This is a genomic window from Parabacteroides sp. merdae-related_45_40 (assembly GCF_001915675.1).
In genome coordinates, this window is the sequence record NZ_MNQY01000117.1 from 1 (window position 1) to 22,885 (window position 22,885).

Annotated in this window: 15 protein-coding genes; 7 read left to right on the top strand and 8 right to left on the bottom strand. The window is 47.2% G+C overall.

Features of this window, described 5'->3' with window-relative positions; all coding sequences use genetic code 11:
• The first annotated feature begins 149 nt into the window (after positions 1-149).
• The 3 genes from BHV83_RS15085 (at position 150) to BHV83_RS15095 (ending at position 4,284) form a co-directional block, all read left to right on the top strand.
• Positions 150-536, top strand: a complete 387-nt coding sequence (locus BHV83_RS15085) for an HU family DNA-binding protein (protein ID WP_005641501.1) — start codon at positions 150-152, stop codon at positions 534-536.
• Between the two features lie 158 nt (positions 537-694).
• Positions 695-2,770, top strand: a complete 2,076-nt coding sequence (locus BHV83_RS15090; RefSeq protein WP_286757685.1) for a BT4734/BF3469 family protein — start codon at positions 695-697, stop codon at positions 2,768-2,770.
• Between the two features lie 218 nt (positions 2,771-2,988).
• Entirely contained in the window at positions 2,989-4,284 is a 1,296-nt protein-coding gene (locus BHV83_RS15095) for an MATE family efflux transporter (protein ID WP_286757687.1), read from the top strand.
• A 527-nt stretch (positions 4,285-4,811) separates the two neighbouring features.
• Here BHV83_RS15095 and BHV83_RS15100 read toward each other — a convergent pair.
• The 7 genes from BHV83_RS15100 to BHV83_RS15130 all read right to left on the bottom strand — a co-directional run bounded on the left by BHV83_RS15100 (position 4,812) and on the right by BHV83_RS15130 (position 13,916).
• Positions 4,812-6,518 (bottom strand): acyl-CoA dehydrogenase family protein, encoded by a 1,707-nt coding sequence (locus BHV83_RS15100; protein WP_022322773.1) that lies wholly within the window; start codon positions 6,516-6,518, stop codon positions 4,812-4,814.
• 4 nt (positions 6,519-6,522) lie between these two features.
• Positions 6,523-7,542, bottom strand: coding sequence for an electron transfer flavoprotein subunit alpha/FixB family protein (locus tag BHV83_RS15105; RefSeq protein WP_005641447.1), 1,020 nt, complete (start codon positions 7,540-7,542; stop codon positions 6,523-6,525).
• Positions 7,543-7,590: 48 nt separating this feature from the next.
• A complete protein-coding gene (locus tag BHV83_RS15110) occupies positions 7,591-8,496 on the bottom strand; it encodes an electron transfer flavoprotein subunit beta/FixA family protein (RefSeq protein ID WP_005641445.1) in 906 nt (301 codons plus the stop codon).
• 326 nt (positions 8,497-8,822) lie between these two features.
• The gene (gcvP, locus tag BHV83_RS15115) at positions 8,823-11,675 is read right to left on the bottom strand and encodes an aminomethyl-transferring glycine dehydrogenase (RefSeq protein WP_005641440.1); all 2,853 of its coding nucleotides are present in this window, start codon (positions 11,673-11,675) and stop codon (positions 8,823-8,825) included.
• 43 nt (positions 11,676-11,718) lie between these two features.
• Complete coding sequence (locus BHV83_RS15120; protein WP_005641438.1) at positions 11,719-12,357, bottom strand: MBL fold metallo-hydrolase; 639 nt, start codon at positions 12,355-12,357, stop codon at positions 11,719-11,721.
• Positions 12,354-13,025 (bottom strand): 16S rRNA (guanine(527)-N(7))-methyltransferase RsmG, encoded by a 672-nt coding sequence (gene rsmG / locus BHV83_RS15125; RefSeq protein WP_005648436.1) that lies wholly within the window; start codon positions 13,023-13,025, stop codon positions 12,354-12,356. Before rsmG ends, BHV83_RS15120 begins: the two co-directional genes overlap by 4 nt.
• 30 nt (positions 13,026-13,055) lie before the next feature.
• Positions 13,056-13,916 (bottom strand): DUF3298 and DUF4163 domain-containing protein, encoded by an 861-nt coding sequence (locus tag BHV83_RS15130; RefSeq protein ID WP_005641434.1) that lies wholly within the window; start codon positions 13,914-13,916, stop codon positions 13,056-13,058.
• Between the two features lie 443 nt (positions 13,917-14,359).
• On the opposite strand from BHV83_RS15130, the gene BHV83_RS15135 reads away from it, so the two are divergent.
• From BHV83_RS15135 to BHV83_RS15150, 4 genes are all read left to right on the top strand, one after another.
• On the top strand, positions 14,360-15,166 hold the full coding sequence (locus BHV83_RS15135; RefSeq protein WP_005651120.1) for an FAD:protein FMN transferase: 807 nt from the start codon (positions 14,360-14,362) through the stop codon (positions 15,164-15,166).
• Positions 15,163-16,485 (top strand): Gfo/Idh/MocA family protein, encoded by a 1,323-nt coding sequence (locus tag BHV83_RS15140; protein WP_005641430.1) that lies wholly within the window; start codon positions 15,163-15,165, stop codon positions 16,483-16,485. The genes BHV83_RS15135 and BHV83_RS15140 overlap by 4 nt, the downstream gene beginning before the upstream one ends.
• A 2-nt stretch (positions 16,486-16,487) precedes the next feature.
• On the top strand, positions 16,488-16,718 hold the full coding sequence (locus BHV83_RS15145) for a hypothetical protein (protein WP_005651122.1): 231 nt from the start codon (positions 16,488-16,490) through the stop codon (positions 16,716-16,718).
• A gap of 163 nt (positions 16,719-16,881) precedes the next feature.
• Positions 16,882-18,900 (top strand): beta-L-arabinofuranosidase domain-containing protein, encoded by a 2,019-nt coding sequence (locus tag BHV83_RS15150; RefSeq protein ID WP_122205713.1) that lies wholly within the window; start codon positions 16,882-16,884, stop codon positions 18,898-18,900.
• A gap of 30 nt (positions 18,901-18,930) precedes the next feature.
• Here BHV83_RS15150 and BHV83_RS15155 read toward each other — a convergent pair whose 3' ends face one another.
• Complete coding sequence (locus tag BHV83_RS15155; RefSeq protein ID WP_286757693.1) at positions 18,931-22,884, bottom strand: hybrid sensor histidine kinase/response regulator transcription factor; 3,954 nt, start codon at positions 22,882-22,884, stop codon at positions 18,931-18,933.
• Position 22,885: the final 1 nt, after the last annotated feature.

The following is a 22,885-nucleotide window of genomic DNA, read 5'->3' on the forward strand; positions in this document are numbered from 1 at the left end:
TTATCCTGTACACCCTGGTAAACCATCCTGTACACCTTGACCGATTATCCTGTACAGGCTGTTGTTACTGAGTGGTTACTAATAAGATAGAGGATGGTAACCTTTGAGATAAATCGTGTTAATGTTAAATCTAATAGAAAGATAATAGTATGGCGGTAAGATACAAGCTGACAAAAATCAATGACAATATTACTGATAATAAGACGGTAAAGTATTCGGTAACGACGGTAAGCTATGACAATGTGAATTTGGATGCTTTAGCCGAGCAAATAGCCGGATCCAGTACATTTTCCTACGGCGAAGTGAAAGGACTTGTGGAAAATCTGACTATTCTGATTGCGGAAGCTCTGGAAGGCGGCAATACCGTGACGATCGACGGTTTGGGAACATTTTCCGTAACTGCCCGACCCAACCGTGAAGTGGAAGATCCGTTGAAAATCCGTGCCGAGTCTATTAAGCTGAAAGGAATTGGCTTCAAACCCAGCCCGAAACTGAAGGAGAGGCTGAGAAGTATTGAGTTTACGAGGATGAAATAGGTTTTATACATAAAGTTTACGGGAAGTATTTGCCATTTGCAATCTTACCAGGTAATAATTTGTATAATAGTTTGTTATTCCATTGCAAATATCTTTTTGAGTTTGCAATGGAGTTTGTCATTAGTCATAAAACAAAAGTTGCACAAATGAGTCCGGATATGAAAATAACACAAGTGAAGAGTAATGGTAAGTCTTTGAAAAATATAGAGTTGCCAGATGTGATGACTGCGATAAGATCCGGCGAACAAGCCAGGGTGGTGAATGAACATCGGGGGATATTATCCTCTTCAATGCCTGGCGATCGGAACATTCATGCGACGGATATTCCTGTTTTGCTTTTTGCCGCCCGGTTCAGGAAAAAAGAAAGCAGGATAGAGTATCAGGCGTATAACGGGCTGGTGCTGATGGATGTCGGCAATCTGGCGGATAGGGAAGAGGCCGTGGCAGTGAAGCGACTCGCTTCCTTAGCCCCGCAGACAATGGCAGCCTTTGTCGGTTCGAGCGGGAAGAGCGTGAAAATACTGGTTCCTTTTGTGTTGCCCGACGGTTCCCTTCCGGAAAAGAGGGAGTTGGCCGAGTTGTTTCATGCGGTGGCCTACAGGCGTGCAGTGGCCTTTTATCAGGCTCATCTGCAACGTCATATAGAGATGGGGGAGGAGGCATCGTTGGAAAGAGGATGCCGCCATTCTTTTGATCCTGGTTTATATTATAATCCGTCGGCCACACCGTTGATTCAGGAGCAACCGATGCAGATGCCTGCCGAACCGACCTATCGGGAGGTGGTGGCCAAAGAGGAAGATCCGCTTTTGCGCATGATGCCCGGATATGACCGCAGTCGTATCGTTTCCCGTTTTTATAATGCCTGTATGTTGGACGCCCTCGAAAAGACGGGTGGCTTGGATGAAGGAAAAGAGGTCAGGCCTTTCCTGACAAGGTTGGCTGAAAATTGTTTTCGCTCCGGTATTCCGGAAGAGGATGTGGTTCGCTGGACAAAGATTAGCCGGAATCTCGAACTGTTTGAAGAGGAGATCCGGGAGACGATTCACATGGTGTACCAACTGTCGAAGTGTTTCGGGAAGAAGCCGGTGATGCCTGCCGAGCAACTGCTTTCGATAAAGACGGACGAGTTTATGAAACGGCGGTATGAGTTCCGGCGGAATATGCTGGCAGGCGAAGTGGAGTTCCGGGCAAGAGGTTCGTACTATATCCATTTTGCCCCGGTTACCGAAACGGTTCTAAATAGCATCGGTCTGAATGCGCAGGCCGAAGGACTGGCTCTTTGGGATCGCGATGTGAAGCGGTATGTCTATTCCGACAGGGTTCCGGTCTTTTATCCGTTGGAAGATTATCTGGAATATTTGCCGGAGTGGGACGGTAAGGATCATATACGTGCACTGGCCGACACACTGCCGACCGCTAATGCCCAGTGGCGCAATCTGTTTTATATCTGGTTCCTGAGTATGACCGCCCACTGGTACAGGCGCGAGCATTTGCATGCAAACAGTTCGTTGCCTTTGCTGGTCGGTCCGCAGGGATGTGGCAAGTCCACCTGGTGTCGGAATTTGTTGCCGCCTTCGCTTCGTATGTATTATACGGATAGCATTGATTTCAGTAACAAACGGGATGCCGAACTGATGCTGACTCGTTTTGCCTTGATCAATATCGATGAATTCGATTCGGTCAGTTCCGCTTACCAGAGCTTTTTAAAGAATGTCCTGCAAAAGCCGGTTGTCAACGCCCGCCAGCCTTATAAGCGAAGTATTCAGGCATTGCACCGGTATGCCTCTTTTATCGCGACCTGCAACAATTACGATCTGTTGACCGATCCGACCGGAAGCCGGCGTTTTATCTGTATCGAGATATCCGGTACGATAGATAATTCAACGTCGATAAACTATGAACAGTTGTATGCCCAGGCAGTGGCTGCTTTAAAGAATGGCGAACGTTATTGGTTTACTTCCGAAGAGGAGTTCTCGACAACTCGTAACAATGAAGTATTCCAGCAACTGCCTGTCGAAGAACAGTTGTTTCTTCAGTACTTTCGTGCCGCCCGGCCGGGAGAGGAGAGTCTGGAATTATCCGCCATTGAAATTCTCCAGTATCTGCAAAGTGAAAGTGGCATTAAGTTGGGCAATAAACGGCTGACTTATTTCGGCCGCCTGCTCCAGAAGAATAAGATCCCTTCACGCCGCACGATGAAAGGAACTTGCTATTCGGTGGTGAAGGTGGGATAATGTAGGGTGAATAACAAATGTTATTGCAAATGAAAAAGAGTTTGCAATGAAGTAATGGGTTATTATATAGTTACTTATAGGTCGCTATTGCAAATGGCGAATGGATAGTGGAAAATTGTTGTATGATTGAAGCATAAGCGTAATCATGTTGTTTATAAAGTAATCTGTAACTTTGTCGCCAAAGTTAGGAATAAGCTTTTTAATATAGATGATGAATAATGAATAAAAAGATACTTCAGTTAGCGCTTCCTTCTATTGTTTCCAATATAACGGTTCCTTTGTTGGGATTGGTCGATGTGGCGATTGTCGGACATTTGGGGGCCGCTTCCTATATCGGGGCGATTGCGGTAGGGGGGATGCTGTTCAATATTATTTACTGGTTGTTCGGTTTCTTGCGGATGGGAACGAGTGGGATGACTTCACAGGCTCTGGGGAGACGGGATCTCCTGGAAGTAACGAGGGTATTATTCCGGTCGGTCGGTGTCGGGATTCTGATTTCTCTGGCTCTGCTTCTGCTCCAGTATCCGATACGGGAAATAGCTTTCTTACTATTGGATACGACGGATGAGGTAGAACGGTTGTCTTCCTTATATTTCAATATTTGTATTTGGGGAGCGCCGGCTGTGTTGGGATTGTATGGTTTCTCCGGTTGGTTTATCGGAATGCAGAATTCCCGTTTCCCGATGTTTATTGCGATCACCCAGAATGTCGTGAATATCGTGGCGAGTCTGGTCTTCGTCTTTGTGTTCGGCATGAAGGTGCAAGGGGTTGCGACGGGAACGCTGATCGCTCAATATGGAGGCTTCGGGATGGCTGTATTCCTGTGGTTCGTATTCTATCGGAAGCGGTTGAATATTCGTGTTTGCTGGCATGAGGTCATGGATAAGGTCGCTATGCGTCGCTTCTTCCAGGTGAATGGCGATATTTTCTTTCGTACACTTTGTTTGGTGGCGGTTACTACATTTTTTACTTCTACAGGTGCGAGACAGGGCGATATCGTTTTGGCCGTTAATACATTGCTGATGCAGTTGTTTACGCTTTTCTCCTATATCATGGACGGTTTTGCCTATGCGGGCGAGGCTTTGGCGGGACGTTATATCGGTGCTCGGAACAAAACAGCCCTTAGTCGGATGATCCGTTTGCTGTTTGGCTGGGGAATCGGGTTGTCCCTTTCGTTTACCTTGCTTTATGGAGTAGGCGGGAAAGGTTTTCTCTCCCTCCTGACGAATGACTCTGTTGTCATACAAGAGGCCGGAACCTATTTCTATTGGGTGCTGGCTGTCCCGCTTGCCGGCTTTGCCGCCTTCTTGTGGGATGGAATCTTGATCGGTGCGACAGCTACCCGCCTGATGCTTTATTCGATGTTGGTCGCTTCCGGCACTTTTTTTTTGATCTATTACCTCTTTTTCGGAATGATGGGAAATCATGCATTGTGGATGGCATTTCTGATATATCTGTTGCTTCGTGGTAGTATGCAATGGGTATTATGGAATCGCCACAATGAATTAGCGTAATCGGTCGTATGCCCATTGTGCCGGATTGTTTAATATATAATTGGATATATTATGATACGCCTTTTCATCCTGTATGATATGTTCATAATAATTACGTTGCCATAATTTTTGACCGTGTAGATTAATCATTTTTGTCGATTGATATTTAAAATATCCCACAATATGCCCCAGTGTCACCACGTAGGGGCGGGGTTCGCCTGCCCTAAATGCATCCCGATCGATTTTTATAATCGCATGGAAATGATTTGGCATAATAACATATTCGCAACATTCGATATTGGGGTATTTGTGTTCCAAATCCCAATAACATTGTTGGATTATTTCACCATATGGGTTTAATATCATTTATAACCCTTCCTGTGAATAATCATATCCTTTCAAACGGATACTGTGACGATGGTGGATGTCTGGATTGTTCTGTTTCATAGTCGATGGTTGTCTTATTGGCTTAATACGAGCCTAAATATAAGGAAAAAGCCGGAAATCAAGAGAAGATATCCGGCTTTTATGAAATTAGATACGCTCTATTATTGTCTGTAGCTTGCTAATTCGTCGGCATTGAATTTCAAGATAAAGCTGCTGTGTTTTTCCACTTCCGCTTCGACATAATTCAAGTATACGACAGCTGATTTGGCAAACATTTCAGGAGCCTTTGTCGCGTCTTGGATCAGCAGGTGAGCCATGATGCAGTCGGCTGCCATTTCATAAAGGCGACGGGCAACAAAGTCCTGCAATTCCTGGTTCTGTGCTTCCTTCACCTTGTTCATGCAGGCTTCGAACTTATTGGCCATTTCAACCAGGCGGCCTTTCAGCGGTTCCATTTCAGGAGAACACGGGATTGTTTCGAATTCTCGGATGGTAGCCAGATAGGAACCGTTGGTCACGTAACGGATGGCTGCAACTGTCTGCAACTGCGTCGTCCCCTCGTAGATGGAGGTGATGCGGGCATCCCGGTAGATACGTTGACAAGCATATTCCAGCATGAAGCCTGAACCACCATGAATTTGGATACAGTCGTATGCGTTCTGGTTGGCATATTCGGAGTTCATACCTTTTGCCAGCGGGGTGAAAGAGTCGGCCAGTTTGGCATATTTTTTCTGTTCCTGACGTTCTTCCGGAGTCAGCTTGCGTTCACGGGCGATGTCGTCCAGTGCTTTGTAGATATCTACATAGCGGGAAGTCTGATACAGTAAGGCACGGCCGGCATCCAGCTTCGCTTTCATGATAGACAGCATGTCGTAAACAGCCGGGAATTCGATAATTGCTTTGCCGAACTGTTTGCGTTCCTTTGCGTAAGCTAACCCTTCGTTGTAGGCGGCTTGGCTCAGACCGACAGACTGTGCGGCGATACCCAGACGGGCACCGTTCATCAGCGCCATCACATATTTGATCAAACCTAATTTGCGATCTCCGCAAAGTTCGGCTTTCGCATTCTTGTAAACCAGTTCGCAGGTAGGCGAACCGTGAATACCCAACTTGTTTTCAATACGGCGGACATCTACGCCACCCTGGCGTTTGTCATAGATGAACATAGACAGGCCACGCCCGTCTTTCGTCCCTTCTTCCGAACGGGCCAAGACCAGATGAAGGTCGGCGTCTCCGTTTGTGATGAAACGTTTTACACCGTTCAGACGCCAGCAATTTTCTTTTTCGTCGAAAGTCGCTTTCAGCATCACGGACTGCAAGTCGGAACCGGCATCCGGCTCTGTCAAGTCCATAGACATCGTTTCACCGGCGCAGATACGCGGAATGAAACGGCTGTGCTGGTCTTCGTTTCCGAATTCATATAATGTCTCGATACAATCTTGCAACGACCAGATGTTTCCGAATCCAGCATCGGCAGCGGCCACGATTTCGGCGCACATGGTGTACGGCGTGATCGGGAAGTTCAAACCACCGAAACGGCGCGGCATCGTCATACCGTTCAGGCCGGCTTTCACCATTGCATCCAGATTCTGCTTGGTCCCGGAAGCGTATTCCACACGTCCGTTTGCGCAGTGGGGGCCTTCTTCGTCAACTCCTTCGGCATTGGGAGCGATGATCTCACCCGTGATTTCGCCTGTGATTTCAAGCACTTTGTCGAACGAGTCCATTGCATCGGCATAATCCTGCGGTGCATAGTCGAACTCTTCTTTATCTCTGTAATTGCGTTCTTTCAGTTCGCAAATACGTTCCATCATCGGATTGTTCAAGTGATACTTGAGTTCCGGAATGTCTGTATAATAATTTGCCATCTCTTTACTTGCTGTTCTGTTTGTAATACTTAATCATCTTCGGAATCACCTCCTCAACAGTGCCGTTGATCACGTAGTCGGCAATCGTGTTGATCGGAGCGTTCTCGTCGTTGTTGATAGAGATGATGATACCTGCATCCTGCATACCTGCGATATGCTGGATCTGTCCGGAGATACCGCAAGCGATATACAATTTCGGACGGACCGTCACACCTGTCTGGCCGATCTGGCGGTCATGGTCACAGAAACCGGCATCAACGGCTGCACGGCTGGCGCCTACTTCGGCATGAAGTTCCTTTGCCAGTTCGAACAACATATCGAAACTTTCCTTGGAACCCATTCCGTAACCGCCGGCTACTACGATCGGAGCACCTTTCAGGTTGTGTTTGGCCTTTTCTATGTGGCGGTCGATGACCTTTACGACATAATCCGTTTCCGGAACATATTTGGCGACGTCGTGTTTTACCACTTCGCCTTTATAACCGGCGTCCAGAATTTCTTTTTTCATCACACCTTCGCGAACAGTCGCCATCTGAGGACGGTGTTCCGGATTGATGATCGTCGCTACGATGTTACCGCCGAAAGCGGGACGGATCTGGTATAACAGGTTTTCGTATGTTTTACCAGCTCTTTTGTCTTCGTGCGAGCCGATTTCGAGGGATGTACAGTCTGCTGTCAGACCGCTTGTCAGTGCAGAAGAAACACGGGGGCCTAAGTCACGGCCGATAACCGTTGCTCCCATCAGGCAGATCTGCGGTTTTTCTTCTTTGAACAGATTGATCAAAACAGAAGAATGAGGAAGGGAAGTGTACGGGAACAGACCGGGAGCGTCAAAAATATGCACCTTGTCCACGCCATAAGGCATCACCTGCTTTTCAATCCCTTCCAGTCCGGAACCGGCCACAATGGCTTCGAGTTGGCAGTTCAACTGGTTGGCTAACTTGCGACCTTTGGTCAGCAGTTCGAGGCTTACATCGGCAATCGTTGTACCTTCAAGCTCACAATATACAAATACATTATTCATATTGTTCAATCTTTTTTACCGTATGAATTGTCAATTATCAATTGTCAATTATCCGATAGTGTGGTTAGCTAACAGTTCAACAATCAAATCTTCCACATCCTTGTCTGAGCCGGTCAGCGTCTTGCTTTCCTTTGCCTGGAACACGATGTTCTGAATCGCTTTGACTTTTGTCGGCGAACCGGACAAACCGCATTGTGCGAGATCTCCGTTTACATCGGCAACACTCCATTCCGGAATATTCAGGTACGGGCGCTTTTCATACAGTTCGGGGTATGGCAGTGCCGATACGCCTTCCGGATGGCAGGCGGGAGCGGGAACTTTTTCCTGCGCGCCCAATGCCCGTTTGTATTTCATCACCAACTTGGCATTACGCGGACGGCAGGGGGCAGCCGAACCGTTGACCGTAATCACGATAGGCAGCGGACCTTCCACTGTTTCGACACCACCGTCGATATGCCGTTTCACTGTGATACTGCGATTCTTTTCGTCTACGTTCAGGATTTCTTCGGCATATGTGACCTGTGTTAATCCTAACTTTTCAGCGACTTGAGGACCTACCTGTGCTGTATCGCCGTCAATAGCCTGGCGTCCTCCGATGATAATATCGTAGTCACCTATTTTCTTGATTGCTGTGGCAAGCGCATAAGACGTTGCCAAAGTGTCGGCACCGGCAAATGCACGGTCGGTTAGCAGATAACCACCGTCTGCTCCCCGGTATAAACCTTCACGAATAATTTCAGCTGCACGCCCCGGACCCATTGTCAACAAGGTTACCGTAGTTCCCGGATAGGCGTCTTTCAAGCGGAGGGCTTGTTCTAATGCGTTCAGATCTTCCGGGTTGAAGATTGCGGGAAGTGCGGCCCGGTTGATAGTTCCGTCCTCTTTCATCGCATCCTTTCCCACATTGCGTGTGTCCGGAACCTGTTTCGCCAATACAATAATTTTTAAACTCATATTATAGGAATATTAGATTTCTATATTGGATATTTGTTCGAATTAACCTTCTGAATACTGACCTGCAAAAGTAATCAAACATTCTTTATATCAAAGAACTTTCGTCTGGAATCTGCACACTTTAGGTTTTTTTGAGCATATCCTTTCTTTTTACTTACCACCTTACTAATCACCATAATTTAGGCACGGATTACACGGAAAACACGGAAAGAAAATAAATTTATCCGTGTCAATCCGTGAAATCCGTGCCTGAAAGATCGTGATAAAGGTGCTTTGGCACCGTTTTGTCAAGTCGAAATCGAGTAATAGGTTTGCGCCGGTTTATATTAAATTTCGCATGCACAAAGTGTTGGAATCAGGTTGCGGTCGCCATACGCATTGTCTACGCGGGCTACATTCACCCAGAATTTGCTGTCGTGCAACCATTCCAGCGGGAAGGCGGCCTTGCTGCGCGGATACTCGTGTTTCCATTCGTCGGCCGTTACTTCATATTCGGGATGAGGAGCGTTCTTTAATACGTTGTCTTCCTTTGAAGCCTTGCCTTCTTCCACTTCCTTGATTTCGTTCCAGATACATTCCAGCACCTCGACGAAACGATCCAGTTCGGCTTTGCTTTCGCTTTCGGTCGGTTCGACCATCAGAGTGCCGTGAACAGGGAAGGAAAGAGTTGGAGCGTGGTAGCCGAAGTCCATCAGGCGCTTGGCGATATCGCCTTCATCGATGCCCGAACGTTCTTTTACCGTGCGGCATTCCAGGATCAGTTCGTGACCGACGCGACCTGTAGCACCTGTGTAAACGATTCCGTAAGTGTCTTTGAATTTGGCTGCCAGATAATTCGCATTCAAGATCGCGGTCTTGGTGACCGTTTCCAACCCTTCTGTTCCCAACATGCGGATATAAGCATATGTGATCGGCAGAATGCCCGCGCTACCGTAAGGTGCGGCGGAGACTGTGTTCAGGTCGCTGCCCCATAATATCGGATGCTGTGGCAGGAACGGGACGAGATGTGCGGCAACGCAGATCGGACCGACACCGGGACCGCCTCCTCCGTGAGGAGAAGAAAAGGTCTTATGCAGGTTTAGGTGGCAGACGTCTGCACCGATAGTACCCGGATTGGTCAGACCGACTTGTGCATTCATGTTGGCGCCGTCCATATACAGCTGACCACCGCAAGCGTGAACAATGTCGCACATTTCCTTGATGTCCACCTCGAAGATACCGTGAGTAGACGGATAGGTGATCATGCTGGCTGCTAAGTTGTCCTTGTTGGCTTCGGCTTTAGCCCGGAAATCTTCCAAGTCGATATTTCCTTTGTCGTCACATTTCACCGTAACGGTCGTAAAACCGCATTGAACCGCACTTGCCGGGTTCGTACCGTGGGCAGAGGCAGGAAGCAGGACGATGTTGCGATGTCCCTGCCCGATGCTTTCCAGATAAGCCCGGATTACGCGCAGACCTGTATATTCGCCGGCTGCTCCGGAATTAGGTTGCAGCGTACAGCCTTTGAATCCGGTGATCTCACACAAGTAAGCCGATAAGTTTTCAATCAGTTCCGTGTAGCCTTCGACCTGGTCTTCCGGTGCATACGGATGTATATTCATGAATTCCGGACGGCTGAGTGGAAGCATGGTCGATGCCGGATTCAGTTTCATCGTACAAGAACCTAAAGAGATCATGGATTGGGCCAATGAAACATCCTTTCGTCCCAGGCGGGTGATATAACGCATCAGTTCCGTTTCGGTATGATATTTTTTGAATACGTCTTCTTGCAGGAATTCGGAAGTACGGGCGAATTTCGGATCGAAATAAGTTTTCTCAGGAACGGCTTCTTTCAGCATGTAGTCCTTTCCGGCTGCCCCTGCGAAGATATACAGCAATACGCCGATATCGGTCGGTCCGGTCGTTTCGTCCAAGCTGATGCCGATCTGTCCGGCATCGAAGTAACGCAAGTTCACCTTACATTCCAATGCGATCTCGCGGAGTGCATTGATGGATACATGTTCCGGCAACTGGATTTTCAGTGTGTCGAAATAGTTTTTGTTCAATTGTTTGTAGCCTAGTTTTTCCAACTCGCCTGTTAGGAAACCTGCAGAAGCGTGGATACGACCTGCGATGTTCTTCAAGCCTTCGGCACCGTGGTAAACGGCGTAGAAACCAGCCATCGTGGCTAGCAAGGCTTGGGCGGTACAGATATTGGAGGTCGCCTTTTCACGTTTGATATGCTGTTCGCGTGTTTGCAAAGCCAAGCGGTAAGCCGTGTGTCCATAGGCATCTTTGGAAATGCCGATGATACGTCCGGGGATGGAACGCTTGTATTCGTCTTTCGTGGCGAAGAATGCAGCGGACGGACCACCGTAGAACATCGGGATACCGAAACGTTGGCTGCTTCCGAACACGACATCTGCACCCCATTCTCCCGGAGGAGTCAGCAGGACAAGACTCATCAGGTCGGCAGCAACGGCGACACGTGCTCCACCGGCATTGGCACGTACGATGAATTCTTTATAATCTTCGATCGAACCGTCGGCATTCGGATACTGGACGATAGCCCCGAATACATCCGGTGTGAATTCAAATGTTTTGTAATCACCCACAACGACCTTGATGCCTTGCGGGATCATGCGAGTGTTGATAACGGCCAGTGTAGAGGCGAATACGTTTTCGTCGACAAACAACGTATTGGCTTCTGCTTTCACCTGTGCACGGCTACGGCTACCGTAGAACATGGTTGCCGCTTCGGCTGCTGCTGTCGCTTCGTCCAGCAGGGAACAGTTGGCTAGCGGCAGGCCGGTCAGTTCAGCGATAACAGTCTGGAAATTCAACAACGCTTCCAGACGTCCTTGTGAAACTTCTGCCTGGTACGGAGTGTAGGAAGTGTACCAAACCGGATTTTCAAATACGTTACGTTGGATAGGAGCCGGACATACTGTGTCATACCAACCCATTCCGATATAAGAAGTGAAGACTTCGTTTTTGGATGCCAACTCCGAGATGTGTTCTGCGAACTCACGTTCCGTCATGGGTTCGGGAAGGTTAAGCGGTTCTTTCAAACGGATGTCGGACGGGATGGTCTGATCGATCAGTTCGTCAACCGACTTGACGCCGATGGCTTGCAGCATGGAAGGAATGTCTTCTGCCGAGATACCAACGTGGCGGTTTACAAATTTATTTGTGTCCATAATATTGTGATTTATGATTTATGAATTAATTCTTAATTGTCAATTACAAATAGGGATTGTTGAACTTCTCATCGATGACTCTTGTTTCCGGTCCATGCCCCGGATAGATTACTGTCTCGTCGGGAAGTGAAAGGAGTTTGTCGTGGATGGCGGCAACCAATACCTCCTGGTTTCCACCCCAAAGGTCGGTACGGCCGATACTTCCGGCAAACAGTGCATCGCCGACGATCGCAAAGCCGTTCTTTTTGTTATAGAAAGCGATGCTGCCGGGTGAATGTCCGGGAACTGTCAGCACTTGAAGTTCGGATGTGCCGAACTTAATGATCTCGCCTCCTACGATATATTTTTCAACCGGGACGTTCTCAACATGCTGACGGAGTCCGAACAACTTGGCCTGTTCGTCCGGAGAGGGTAGTTTCTCGACATCCTGCTTGTTCGCTTCGGGTTTCAAACCGTATGTCTTATATATAAAACCGTTTCCAAATACGTGATCCACGTGCAGATGAGTACAGAGCAAATGCTTTAATGTCAACTTGTTTTCGAGGATAAAGTCGGTTAACTCCTTTTCTTCTTCCTTGCGACAGCAACCACAATCGATCAGTACGGCCTCGCGTGTATCATCATACAGCAGGAATGTGTTTTCCTGGAAATAATTGAACTCAAACGATTTTATTGTAATCATAACGGTACGTAAACAACTTTTTTAGTTTGGAAAAATTCTTCTTTAAAATGGTCACTCAGGTTGAGGCTGACAGCTTGCTTGTGGAATGGCAATATTTCATGCTGCAACTCTCCTCCTTTCAGACAAATCAAACCGTTAGGAAGTGCATTTTGTTGTTCCTTCTTTATATTCTTACGGGCGATTTTTACCAGATCGGCCAGTGGCATGACGGCACGACTCACGACAAAGTCGAATAATTGTTTTTCCTCTTCGGCACGACAATGGCGGAAAGTGACGTTTTTCAGACCGATCGCTTCGGCTACAGCTTGTCCGACCTTGATTTTTTTTCCGATACTGTCTACCAAATGAAACTGTACTTCAGGGAGCAGGATCGCAAGTGGTATGCCGGGAAAACCGCCTCCCGTACCGATATCCATAATTGTCGATCCTTCTCTGAATTTCAGCATTTTCAAGATACCTAACGAATGAAGTACGTGGTGCAGGTACAGGTTCTCTATATCTTTGCGTGAAATTACATTGATTTTGGAATTCCAGTCTGAATACAAATCAAACAGGGCGTCTATCTGTCGCTTTTGCGCATCGGTTAGCGTTGGAAAGTAAGACTTTAGAACCCCCAATTGACAATTGACAATTGACAATTGGGAGGATATTGTTGCATTGTTATCCATATGTATAGGATTATTGTTATATTTTATTTGTCAATTGTCAATTAGTTTCGCAATTGGACTGTCTTTTTTCAATAGATATAGGATTTCCGCATAGGGTAAGAATACGTTTGTTTCCCTTACCACGTAAGCGGCGATCTCATATTCATTAAAGGTATACGTGATGCCGTCCTCGTCGACCAGGAAATTACCGTTCGGAAAAATTTCTTCGACACTGAAAAAACCGATGTTTTCCAAATCTTTCGGATTCTCCACCTTGTTTTGTTTGGCAATATGATCGATCAATATCTGTGCGAGGCTGTCCTGGAAGTTCTCGATGAAAATATCTTCTTCTGTGATTGCATTGCCTGTTTTCAAGTTGATCACGTGATTGTTGTAGGCATGCGAACCGTGTGCACCGCCTGTATAGTTTTCGAAACTTACAGTATAGCTCAGAATGTCATTCTGGTTGTAGACGATTTCATCCGATGACATTTCGAAATAAGAGAACCAGGCTCCGACCGGCAGATCGTCCTTCTTTTCCAACTCTGCCTTGAAATCGGCTTCCAGTTCTTTATAGTTGTTCAGATAGTCTTCCGTGTACTTGGCGACCGCCTCTTCTGGAGACAGGTTCTCATAATTCTCGCCGAAGTAGGAGAGGACAAAGTCATTCTGTATCTTTTTCAGAATCTCCTTATCGGAAAATTTGGCAGGATAGGTGAAGTTCAATTGCAAGTTGCAATTGGGATTATCGGGATTATTCAGCAGATGATAGGTCCTATCCACCCGGATAGAATCGAATTTAATATCATTATCGGCCGTTTGCTTCGTGTTAGTATTGCAACCGGTTACGAACATTCCTAAAAAGAAAAGCGCTATCAGGCTTTTACTAATTTGTGTACTCATCGGAATCATAGATTTTAGATAATACTTTTAGATGCAAATGTAAGCTATTATCTTGTAATAAACGAATGGCTGGTTTCTTTTTTCAGCCTCGGAGGCATCAAAAGGGTGAGGAGATAGCAGTGCTGGTGTTGTTTCCTGCCTATGTAACGGTCGTTCCCTACCTATGAAACTACTGTTTCCTGCCCATGAAACGGGAGTACCATGCCAGTGGAACTCTTGTGCCAATAAAATGTAACAGGCTTGGCACTGCGTTCTGGCTTATCATCCGGAAAAGGAATTCTGCTTGGCGAAGGTTGAGTTGTAATAAATGTTTTAAACGAAAATAAACGCTAATTAGGCAACCTTTTGAGAAAAAGGTTGCCTAATTCTATTTGTGAAACGAACAAATCCCCTATATTTGCAGAGTGTGTACGCACACCTCTTTGAACCATGTAAAAAATAACAGGTAACAAATGGCTTATTCTAACTATTATGCGGCTTCTGGGCTTTTCCATGGATCTATGTCGTCGGTAATGGGAACGCAGTTTGACATCTTGATGGTCGGCAGTGATCCCCGCCTTCTTGGTACGGTCTGGGAAAAGGTCGAATCGGAAGTACAGCGATTAGATAAAATGCTGAACCGGTTCGATCCGGAGAGTGAGGTTTCATTTGTTAACCGGGAAGCCGGGCACTACCCGGTGACGGTGGGGGAAGAGCTTTGGAATATATTGTTGAACTGCAAGCGTTACAATGAGCTGACGGAAGGATATTTCGATATAACTTTGCAGGGATTCGACCAGGTATTGCTGACGGAAGAAGATAAAAGCATTTTTTTCTTTTCTGAATCTTTACACATTGATCTCGGCGGGTACGGGAAAGGATATGCGCTTGCTAAAATACGGGAACTGTTGGAAGAAAACGGGATTGGTAAGGCGCTTGTCAATTTCGGAAATAGTTCGGTTCTGGCGGTCGGTACGCATCCGTGCGGCGAATATTGGCCGGTGGGTCTTGACAATCCGTTTACGAAAGAGCGGATTGCCGATTTGAAGTTGAGTGATAGTTCGTTATCGATATCGGGAAATATGCCTTCCCATCCGCGCCATATCGTGAACCCGCATACGGGAACATTCGTGGAGGATAAGAAAATGGTGTCGGTGGTGGCGAAAGATCCGGTGGTGGCGGAGATTCTGACAACTGCCTTTATGATCTGCGGCGACGAGCGTGTTCCGGTAATCGCGTCTCAATTTGATATTTATGAAAAACATGTATATAAGTTATGAAAAATGATGAGAATTCAGTCAATTTAAGCCGGCGGGACTTCTTTAAGGAGTTGGGAATGATTGGTGGAGGCGGTGTGCTGCTTTCCGCGTTTCCCTGGTTGCAGTCCTGTAGTGCCGACGATAAGGTGCAGATCGCAAAGGAGAAAGTGCGGATCGGATTTATTGGTACAGGTTCGCGCGGACAGTACCACTTGAATAACCTGAAGACGATTCCGTATGCCGATGTGGTTGCCTTGTGTGATAATTATCCTCCCCACCTGAAAGAGGCTTCGGCTCTCTATCCGAAAGCCAAGACATATGACGATTACCGGAAGCTTTTGGATGATAGAGATATACAAGCTGTCATGATCGCCACTCCGCTGTACGAACATGCGCATATCACAATAGACGCCTTGCATGCCGGAAAGCATGTCTTCTGCGAGAAATCGATGGCGATGACGTGTGCTGACTGTCTGGATATGTATAATGTGTTTAAGGAATCCGGCAAGGTGATGTTTATCGGCCAGCAGCGCTTGTATGATCCGAAATATATAAAGGCGATGGAAATGATCCATGCCGGCTTGTTGGGAGAGATAAATTCGATACGGGCGTATTGGTTCCGTAATAACGACTGGCGCCGTCCGGTCCCTTCTCCCGATTTGGAACGTAAGATCAACTGGCGTTTATATAAGGAATATTCATGCGGCTTGGTAACAGAATTGGCAACTCATCAGCTGCAGGTTGGAAACTGGGCGCTCCGGATGCTTCCCGAAAAGGTGGCCGGCATGGGGGATATCGTCTATTGGAAGGATGGTCGCGAAGTGTATGACAGTATCAATTTGATTTACCATTATCCGAACGGCGTGAAGATGACCTATGAGTCAATGATTGCCAACAAGTTTTATGGCCTTGAAGAAGAGATTATGGGAAGCAAGGGCACGATGGAACCGGAAAAAGGTAAATATTATTTTGAAGATGTCGAACCTGCTCCTGGTATCATGCAGTTGATCAACCAGATTGAACATAAGATCTTCGATAATGTTTCATTTGCCGGTCCGAGCTGGGTTCCTGAAACTGCATCGGTAAACAAGGGACATCTGATCATGGACAATGTCACAACGATCAGTGGACAGTCATCGGTAGGAGCTGCTGGCGACGGTTCTATCGAGTTGGTTACTGCTTTCTGCGAAGCGGCTATTACTGGAAAACCGGCTCCTAACCTGGTGGAAGAAGCTTACTATTCCTCTGTTTTGGGTTTGTTGGGCTTGCAGGCGATTGATGAAGGACGGGTGATTACTTTCCCGGATGAATATAAAATACCGTATCTAAATTTTGCATGATTATGAAAGAGATCGTATTATCTGTAAAGAGACAAAAAACGGAAATCAAGATATTCTGTGTCTGTATCGCGCTCGCTTATCTGATGAACATTATCTCAATCATAGCATACGGTACAAGCTGGTCCGAGCTTTGGACACAATCGTTGTGGATGCTACTCATTACGTGTGGCTTTTACGGATTGTCGGTTGTACTCCGTTTGCTGTATTATGGACTGAGCCAGTTAAGAAAGTGATTGTTGCTTTTCTTTAGAAAGAGAAATAACCAAAGGATTTAATATCGTTCTATTGTTTTTTCATCAGGAGAAAGTGATAGAACGATTTTTATATGTTTTTGATTGATTTCTTATCATGTTTTTCTGTCATAATCCTTTCCTTTGCCCAATAAATCTGATAAGCATGAAAAAGACGATTTTATTTTTCTCAATTCTGTTGGCGTCGTGTGCAGGTAAGCAGACGCAAGAGATCCGGACAATGGAACGTTTGTCCACTGCATCTCATAATGATTACTATGTAAGTAACCGGGCTCCGTTGCAACCGTTGCAATTTATTAAGCTGTCCGCCGGAAGTATCGAGCCAGAAGGCTGGATCAGGCGACAGATCGAATTACAGAAGGATGGACTTTGTGGTCATTTGGGGGAGATTAGTGCCTGGCTGCAAAAGGAAAACAATGCCTGGTTGAAAAACGGAGGTGAATGGGGGTGGGAAGAAGTGCCCTACTGGTTGCGAGGGTATGGTAATATGGCGTATGCCTTGAGAGACGAAACTTTGTTGAAGGAAACGAAATTCTGGATAGAGGCCATCTTGTCAAGTCAGCGGGCGGATGGTAATTTCGGGCCGGTGCATTTGAATAACGGCAAGCAGGATTTTTGGCCGAACATGATCGTCCTTTGGATCATGCAATCTTATCATGAATATACGAACGATAACCGGGTGATTGACTTCATGACCCGCTATTGTCATTATCTGCAAACGGTTCCCGATGACGCTTTCCTGTCGAGTTATTGGGAAAATAGCCGCGGGGGGGATAATCTTTGGAGTGTGGTTTGGCTGTATAACCGCACGGGTGACGAGTCACTTCTTCGGTTGGCCGAAAAGATTCACAGGAATACGGCGGATTGGACAAAATCAACTCAGCTTCCTAACTGGCACAATGTGAATGTCGCCCAGTGTTTTCGCGAACCTGCCACTTATTTTCTGTTTACAAAAGATTCGGCGATGTTGGCTGCCAGCTATAATGTCCAGAGTTTGGTACGCCGTGCTTTCGGCCAAGTTCCTGGTGGAATGTTTGGGGCGGATGAGAATGCCCGTATCGGTTTCTTCGATCCTCGACAGGGTACGGAGACTTGTGGTTTTGTGGAGCAGATGGCTTCCGACGAGATCATGCTTTTGATCAGTGGCGATCCTTATTGGGCTGATCACCTCGAAGATGTCGCGTTCAACAGTTATCCGGCTTCTTTGATGCCTGATTACCGGGCGCTTCGTTATCTGACTTGTCCGAATATGGCGATCAGCGATTCTCGCAATCATCATCCGGGATTGGATAATTCCGGTCCGTTCTTGGCCATGAACCCGTTCAGCAGTCGTTGCTGTCAGCACAATCATGGTTTCGGCTGGCCTTATTATGTCGAACATTTGGTGTTGGCGACGCCGGATAACGGGGTAGCCGCCGTTTTATACAATTCTTGTAAGGCAAATGTAAAGGTGGGCGATGGAACGGAAATCACCTTACGTGAACAGACGAATTATCCGTTTGAGGAAATGACACGTTTTACGGTTGGAACGTCCGAAAACGTATCTTTCCCCTTCTATCTCCGCATCCCGTCCTGGTGTAAAAATGCATCTGTCTTGATCAACGGAAAAAAACAGCAAACAAAGCTTGCTCCTGGAACATACGCTTGTATCGAACGGGAATGGAAAGATGGCGATGAGGTAGTCCTGAACCTTCCGATGGAATATGCCGTTCGTCAGTGGCAGGTAAATAAGAATAGTGTCAGTGTCGATTACGGTCCGCTAACCCTGTCCTTGAAAATAGAGGAAGAATACAAGCAAATGCCCAGCACCGAGACCGCTGTTTGGGATTCCAAATGGCAGGAAGGAGCGGATGCCTCCGCATGGCCGACATTCGAGATTCTGCCTGCAAGCCCGTGGAATTATGCCTTGAGAGTCCAGTCACCTATCACGTTGCAACGCAGAAACTGGCCGTCGGACAACAATCCTTTCACTCTCTCTTCCGTCCCGATGGAATTTAAGGCTCAGGGACGTTTGGTGCCGGAGTGGAAAATTGACGAATACGGATTATGCGGAGTCCTTCCATACGAAAACGCCCGCAAGTCCGACTGCCTGGATGAAATCACCTTGGTCCCTATGGGAGCGGCAAGGTTGAGGATTTCTGCTTTCCCAGTGGCAGAGCGGTGAGAATTAAAAAATAATGATCGGTCTCTATTTTTAATTCTCAATTTTTAAGTGCTTCATATATTCTGATGGAGTCTTTCCGTACTGCTTCTGGAAGCAGGTGGAGAAGTAGGCAGGTGACGAAAAGCCGACTTGGAAAGCGATCTCGCTGATGCGGTTCTCTCCGTTCTGCATCAGCAGGATCGCCTTCTTTAAGCGGGCAATGCGGATGAAGTCGTTAGGAGAAAGACCGGACAGACCCTTAACTTTGCGGTAGAGGCTGGAAGTGCTCATTCCCATCGTATCGGCAAGCATCTCAACGGAGAGTGCTTCATTGCTGAGGTGTTCTTCCAAATAATCGTTCAGTTTGCGAAGGAAAATATCATCCACCTGCGAAACGGCGAGAGAGGCTACCGGGGCGAACGGCTTCTCCAAATAGGTTTTGTTCAGTAGCTTACGGCTTTTCAAAAGGTTGCCCACTTGGGCCGTCAGCAGTTCGATAGAGAACGGTTTCTCCATATAGGCATCGGCTCCAGAGTTCAGTCCCTTCAGGCGTGATTGCAGGTTGTGTTGTGCTGTCAGCAGGATAAACGGGATATGGCTGACATTGACATCGTTTTTCATTTCGTTGCAAAGTTCGAAGCCGTCCATGATCGGCATCATGACATCGCTGATGATTAGGTTGACCGTGTTTTTACGGACCAGATCAAGAGCTACTTTCCCGTTTTCCGCTTCTAGCACTTGATATGTTTCCGCCAGTTCGCGGGCGATGAAATGGCGCATATCATTTTGGTCTTCGACAATTAAGATAACCGATTTGCCCGTTTCGGCCAATGTGACTATTTCCGCTTTCTCTTTTCCAGCAGTGGTCTGGAAACTGTCTTCCTGCTGTTCTGGGAGCATCAGGACAAACTGGTTCAAGCCGTCCGGCGTTTGTCGATAGAACAGTCTGCCGCAGTGGAATTCGGTCAAAGAGTGGGCCAGCGACAAACCGATACCGCTTCCTTGCTGGTTTTCTGTCTCTTTGAGGCGGTAGAACGGATTGAATATATTTTCGATTTCACTGTCGGGTATCAGATGCCCGTCGTTGGTGACGAGCAGGGTGAACATGCGCTCTTCACCTGAAGGAGGGAGTAATTCGAGCGATATCCGGCTGTCCGAGTACTTCAGTGCATTGCTGACCAGGTTGCTGACGATCTTCGAGAATGCTTCTCGGTCCAGACAGGCCTCGAAAGGTAGATCCGGCAGCTTGACTGTGAAATTCTTGTTTCCCTGTTCGAAAGCCGGACGGAACGGATGCAGGATCGTTTCCAGCCAGAGGACGACATCGGTTTTGACATAGTTCAGTTTGAACCCGCGGCTTTCCGTCTTGCGGAAGTCCAATAGTTGGTTACTGAGGTCTAACAGTCGCCCAGTGTTTTTCTCGATGATCCGTAGATTCTCCTGTGTGGCGGGCGTTCCATCCCCTGAACGAAGGATTTTTTCCAGCGGGGCTTTTATCAGGGTAAGAGGTGTCCGTATTTCATGCGTGATAAAGGTAAAGAACTGTATTTTTGCATTATAAAGTTCTTTTTCCTTCTTACTTTCGAATATTTCACGGTTGATGCGGTGTTTTTCTTCCAGTTTGGCTTTTTTATAGTTATACCAGAGTACGATCAGCAGGCATAAGATCGTGAAATAAATGAGTAATGCCCATCCGGTAGCCCAGAATGGCGGTGTCACCGTGATCCGAAGAGTTGTCTCGTTATCTTGCCAAACCCCACTGCTATTGGTCGATTTTACCCGGAAAACATAGTCGCCGGGTGACAGGTTGGCAAAGGTCACGTCTTTATTCTGCTTCATATAGATCCAGTCTTTGTCACTTCCTTCCAAACGGTAGGCATACTGGATTGCGTCTGGAGATGTATAGCTCAATGCCACATACGAAAGGGTAAAAGTGGAGCGGTTATGCGGAAGTTTCAATTCTCCGTTTTTCATAATCTGGTTGACATTATATTTAGGAGCACCGATGCGGTCGTCCTGCACATCTATGCGAGTGATACATACCGACGGTGAATAAACATCCTCTTTGAAATCGCGCGGATTAAAGGCGATCATTCCGTTTATCGTTCCCATATACATGGTCCCATCCGGCATCTTGTAGGCAGAACAATAGTTGAATTGCGTTTCGGGCAGGCCATCCGTGTACGAGAAAGTCTTCATCACATATGTTTCCGGGTTAAAACGAACCAGCCCGTTGGCCGTTGCAATCCAGAAAAGATGTTCGTCGTCTTCTAAAATACGGTGTACGATATTGCTGGGCAGTCCGTTTTCAACCGTGATGCGGTTGAATGAATCCGATATCTCGTTGTAGAGGGAGAAACCATAGGTCGTTGCCACCCAAATCCGTTTTTTCGAATCTTCGAATATGGATGTCACGTTGTTGTCGCCGATGGTCTGTGACCGCTCGCGGTTGGATGTATAGTGCGCTAACTTCTTGTCGGTTTTAGAATAGCGATAAGCGCCGGAGGTGGTCGCAACCCAGATATCCCCTTTGCTGTCTTTGTAGATTTGACGTACCATCGACTTAATCTCTGTTTTCCAAGGGGTGAAACATTCTTCTTTTTTGTGGAAGAGGACAAGCCCTTCGGAGGTCCCGATCAGGATTTCGTCTTCGGAGAGTTTGCAAAAGCAGAGTATGAAGTCTGCCGGAAGCAGGTTGCCGGTATTGTTCCGGGTATATCGTTTGATGATTTTCCCGGAAGGGATGTCCAGAAGGTCGATTCCGGTGTTGAATGTCCCTACCCACAACCGGCTGCCGTCGGCAAGCAGGCCGTGGATATTGGTTGCCGAAAGCGGGTGGACTGGGTTGGTACGGGAGAAGTTCGTGATCTTGCCGGTAGTCGGGTTATAGCGGTTGATCCCGTTATCTTCCGTTCCTAACCAGAGGTTGCCGTATCGGTCCGGACAGATTTCACGTACGGCATTTCCCGGCATTCCCGGATGGGTTTTCCCTCCGATAAAATATTTAAACGGGACATATTCTTTGGGCAGGTAGTTGATTCCTCCGAAAAAGGTGGTAACCCATATCCCTCCTTCACGGTCTTTTGTGATCGAATAGGCTGCATTGTCGGAGATCGTATATTCGTTTGTCAACGATTTTTGCAGGTGCGTGATGCTCCGGTCTGCCATATTCAGGATGTAGACACCGGACTCGGATGCGATCCAGTACGTATTCTCACTACACTGCTTGATGTCGCGAACCTGTATATCTGGGATGACTGTTTCCGTTTTCCGGTTGTGCCGGTCGTAAAACTTGAGTCCTGCCCGGTCTGTCCCGACCAGTATTCCCCAATCCGGCACGAGGCAAAGCTTGGTGAGGTTGATCGGATTTTCTTTTTCCTTTTCAGTCAGTATCGGGATACGGGCGAATTTGTCTGCCTCCGGTTTGTAGAAAAACAGGTCGCTGCGTCCGGCGAGGATCGGCTCGCTCTCTTCGTTCATCGTGATGTCTATCATGCTTATCTGCTCCCCTTCGGGGTAGAAATGCGGACTGCTTTCGCCTGAAAGGGCATAGCGGGCGATCCGGTTGTAGCTCATCAGCCATAAATTCCCTTTTTTATCTTCTCTGATTTGTTGGAAATATTCTGGGGCGTTGTTGCTGTCGGAAAAGGTCAGGGGATGGAAAGCATCTGTTTGATAGTCGTAATAGCAGGTGTGGGAATAGGTGCAGACCCATATCCTACCGGTCGAATCTTCGAAAAGGCTGATGATCCTGTCGTTCGGCAGACTTTCCGGCTCGTACGAGTTGTAGCGGTATATCCGGAACTGATGTCCGTCGAAACGGTTCAATCCGTCGTCCGTCCCGAACCACATGAATCCTTTTTTATCCTGTAGGGCACAATAAACCGTGTTGTGCGACAATCCCTGTTTGTTGGTATAGTGGCGGAAATAAAGGTCGTGCGACCAGCCGGACCGGGGGAGGAGGAGCGAAAGCGTGCCCAGTAGAATGATAAGGAATGTTCTCATG

Coding starts and splice junctions, on each gene's coding strand:
- BHV83_RS15095 (WP_286757687.1), top strand. CDS start 2,989: ATGAATAAAAAGATACTTCAGTTAGCGCTTCCTTCTATTGTTTCCAAT.
- BHV83_RS15135 (WP_005651120.1), top strand. CDS start 14,360: ATGGCTTATTCTAACTATTATGCGGCTTCTGGGCTTTTCCATGGATCT.
- BHV83_RS15155 (WP_286757693.1), bottom strand. CDS start 22,884: ATGAGAACATTCCTTATCATTCTACTGGGCACGCTTTCGCTCCTCCTC.
- BHV83_RS15150 (WP_122205713.1), top strand. CDS start 16,882: ATGAAAAAGACGATTTTATTTTTCTCAATTCTGTTGGCGTCGTGTGCA.
- BHV83_RS15110 (WP_005641445.1), bottom strand. CDS start 8,496: ATGAGTTTAAAAATTATTGTATTGGCGAAACAGGTTCCGGACACACGC.
- BHV83_RS15140 (WP_005641430.1), top strand. CDS start 15,163: ATGAAAAATGATGAGAATTCAGTCAATTTAAGCCGGCGGGACTTCTTT.
- BHV83_RS15090 (WP_286757685.1), top strand. CDS start 695: ATGAAAATAACACAAGTGAAGAGTAATGGTAAGTCTTTGAAAAATATA.
- BHV83_RS15130 (WP_005641434.1), bottom strand. CDS start 13,916: ATGATTCCGATGAGTACACAAATTAGTAAAAGCCTGATAGCGCTTTTC.
- BHV83_RS15100 (WP_022322773.1), bottom strand. CDS start 6,518: ATGGCAAATTATTATACAGACATTCCGGAACTCAAGTATCACTTGAAC.
- BHV83_RS15105 (WP_005641447.1), bottom strand. CDS start 7,542: ATGAATAATGTATTTGTATATTGTGAGCTTGAAGGTACAACGATTGCC.
- BHV83_RS15120 (WP_005641438.1), bottom strand. CDS start 12,357: ATGATTACAATAAAATCGTTTGAGTTCAATTATTTCCAGGAAAACACA.
- BHV83_RS15145 (WP_005651122.1), top strand. CDS start 16,488: ATGAAAGAGATCGTATTATCTGTAAAGAGACAAAAAACGGAAATCAAG.
- rsmG (WP_005648436.1), bottom strand. CDS start 13,025: ATGGATAACAATGCAACAATATCCTCCCAATTGTCAATTGTCAATTGT.
- gcvP (WP_005641440.1), bottom strand. CDS start 11,675: ATGGACACAAATAAATTTGTAAACCGCCACGTTGGTATCTCGGCAGAA.
- BHV83_RS15085 (WP_005641501.1), top strand. CDS start 150: ATGGCGGTAAGATACAAGCTGACAAAAATCAATGACAATATTACTGAT.